This is a genomic window from Saccharomonospora halophila 8 (assembly GCF_000383775.1).
Classification (GTDB): Bacteria; Actinomycetota; Actinomycetes; order Mycobacteriales; family Pseudonocardiaceae; genus Saccharomonospora; species Saccharomonospora halophila.
This window is the reverse complement of record NZ_KB912544.1, coordinates 1-2,370: the sequence shown is the minus strand read 5'-3', so window position 1 is coordinate 2,370 and position 2,370 is coordinate 1. Positions and strand designations below refer to the sequence as shown.

3 protein-coding genes are annotated in these 2,370 nt (G+C 71.4%); all 3 read left to right on the top strand.

Annotation, left to right across the window (positions count from 1 at the left end):
- Positions 1-172: 172 nt before the first annotated feature.
- Positions 173-487: a 50S ribosomal protein L21 gene (rplU, locus tag SACHA_RS0110705; RefSeq protein WP_007025919.1), complete on the top strand. Its 315-nt coding sequence runs from the start codon at positions 173-175 to the stop codon at positions 485-487.
- 15 nt (positions 488-502) lie between these two features.
- Positions 503-760 carry a 50S ribosomal protein L27 gene (gene rpmA, locus SACHA_RS0110700; RefSeq protein ID WP_019809565.1) on the top strand — a complete coding sequence of 86 codons (258 nt, stop codon included), beginning with the start codon at positions 503-505 and terminating at the stop codon, positions 758-760.
- A gap of 165 nt (positions 761-925) precedes the next feature.
- A partial coding sequence (gene obgE / locus SACHA_RS0110695; protein ID WP_019809563.1) for a GTPase ObgE occupies positions 926-2,370 on the top strand: 1,445 nt, incomplete at its 3' end.

The window sequence follows — 2,370 nt, the reverse complement described above, 5'->3', positions numbered from 1 at the left end:
CCCCGGCGTGCGGCGGCCCGCCCCGCGGGCCCGCCCGTCCACGCACAGGAGAACGGGTGAGGCGCACCCCGGTGCAGGACGTCCGGGAATGAGTCAGTATCCTGAAGGACGGCCCGCGAGCAGGGCGGGTCGTCGAGCCCCGAACCAGCAGTCGAGTAATCAGGAGACTTCCGTGTCGGCGTATGCAGTCGTCAAGACCGGCGGCAAGCAGTACAAGGTCGCCGTCGGCGATGTCGTCGAGGTCGAGAAGCTCGATGGCGAGCCGGGCACCGAGCACACCCTTCCCGCCGTGATGGTGGTCGACGACGGCACGGTCACGACCGGCGCCGACTCGCTGGCGAAGGTCTCGGTCTCGGGCAAGGTCGTCGAGCAGACCAAGGGCCCCAAGATCCGTATCCACAAGTTCAAGAACAAGACCGGGTACCACAAGCGGCAGGGACACCGTCAGAAGTTGACCCGCCTCGAAGTCACCGGCATCAACAAGTAAGGAACCTGACCAGCCATGTCAACGAAGAAGGGCACCGGCAGCTCGCGCAACGGCCGTGACTCCAACCCGAAGTACCTCGGTGTCAAGCGGTTCGGCGGTCAGGTCGTGAACGCGGGCGAGATCCTCGTCCGTCAGCGCGGTACCAAGTTTCACCCCGGCGTGAACGTCGGCCGTGGCGGCGACGACACGCTGTTCGCTCTGGCCGAAGGGTCGGTCCAGTTCGGCACGAAGCGTGGCCGCAAGACGGTCAACATCGTGCCGGCCGAGGCCTGACCGGCCCGGCCAGCACACCGTAGTCAAAACGAGGGGCGGGCCCGGAACACATCCGGCCCCGTCCCTCGTTTTGCTGTGACGGGACGGTTCGCGACCTCCGCGGGCCCCCGACCGTCGAGTTCCACACCCCGCCCGCTCCGGGCGGCACCGGAGAAAGGCAACCGGATGGCATCCCGATTCGTCGATCGCGCGGTGATCCACGTGTCCGCGGGCAACGGCGGCAACGGGTGTGCCTCGGTGCACCGGGAGAAGTTCAAACCGCTCGGTGGGCCGGACGGCGGCAACGGGGGCAACGGGGGCGACGTGGTGCTCGTCGTCGACCCGGGCGTGCACACGCTGCTCGACTTCCACTTCCGTCCGCACGCCGCGGCGGGGAACGGCAAACAGGGCAAGGGCTCGCACCGCAACGGCGCCGCGGGGGACCCGTTGGAGATGCGGGTTCCGGAGGGCACCGTGGTGCTCACCGAGGACGGCGAGGTGCTGGCGGATCTGGTCGGCGCGGGGACCCGGTTCGTCGCCGCGCGCGGGGGACGTGGCGGTCTCGGGAACGCGGCACTCGCGTCCCGCTCCCGCAAGGCGCCCGGCTTCGCCCTGCTCGGCGAACCCGGCGAGACCCGGGATCTCGTGCTCGAACTGCGGTCGGTGGCCGACGTGGGGCTGGTGGGTTTCCCGTCGGCGGGCAAGTCCTCGCTGATCTCCGCGCTGTCGGCGGCCAAACCGAAGATCGCCGACTACCCGTTCACCACGCTGACACCGAACCTCGGGGTGGTCGCCGCGGGCGAGACGGTGTTCACCATGGCCGACGTGCCGGGACTCATCCCGGGCGCGGGTGAGGGCCGCGGCCTCGGACTCGACTTCCTGCGGCACATCGAACGCTGCGCGGTGCTGGTGCACGTGGTCGACTGTGCGACGTTCGAGCCCGGGCGCGACCCGCTCTCCGACGTCGACGCCCTGGAGGAGGAGCTCGCCCGGTACACCCCCGCGCTCGGGGGCGACCTCGCCGACCGGCCGCGGGTGGTGGTGCTGAACAAGGTGGACGTGCCGGACGCCGCCGAGCTCGCGGACCTCGTGCGCCCCGACCTCCGGGCGCGGGGGATGCGGGTGTTCGAGGTCTCCGCCGCGACCCGTGGGGGTCTGCGGGACCTGACCTTCGCCCTCGGCGAGATCGTCGAGCGGCACCGTGCGCAGCAGCCGCCGCCCACCCCGGAGAAGGTGGTGCTCACGCCGAAGGCGGTCGACGACGGCGGGTTCGTCGTGGAGCCCGACCGGGACGAACCGGGCGGGTTCGTGGTGCGCGGCGCGCGTCCGGAGCGCTGGATCCGGCAGACGAACTTCGACAACGACGAGGCCGTCGGATACCTCGCCGACCGGCTGAACCGGCTGGGGGTCGAGGAGGAGCTGGCCCGGCAGGGGGCCGAACCGGGGAGCCCGGTCACCATCGGCGGGGTCACCTTCGACTGGGAGCCCACGACGCCCGGTGTGGTCGGCGCGCTCGCGGGCCGGGGTGGCGACCCCAGGCTGGAGACGTCACACCGCACGACCGCGGCCGAGCGCAAACAGGCGCGGCGACAGCGCCGTACGGGCGAGCCGGACGACGCCGCGGAGGCCGC

What these genes read in the sequence shown, in the direction of transcription:
- rpmA (WP_019809565.1), top strand. Translation starts at nt 503, where the DNA reads ATGTCAACGAAGAAGGGCACCGGCAGCTCGCGCAACGGCCGTGACTCC.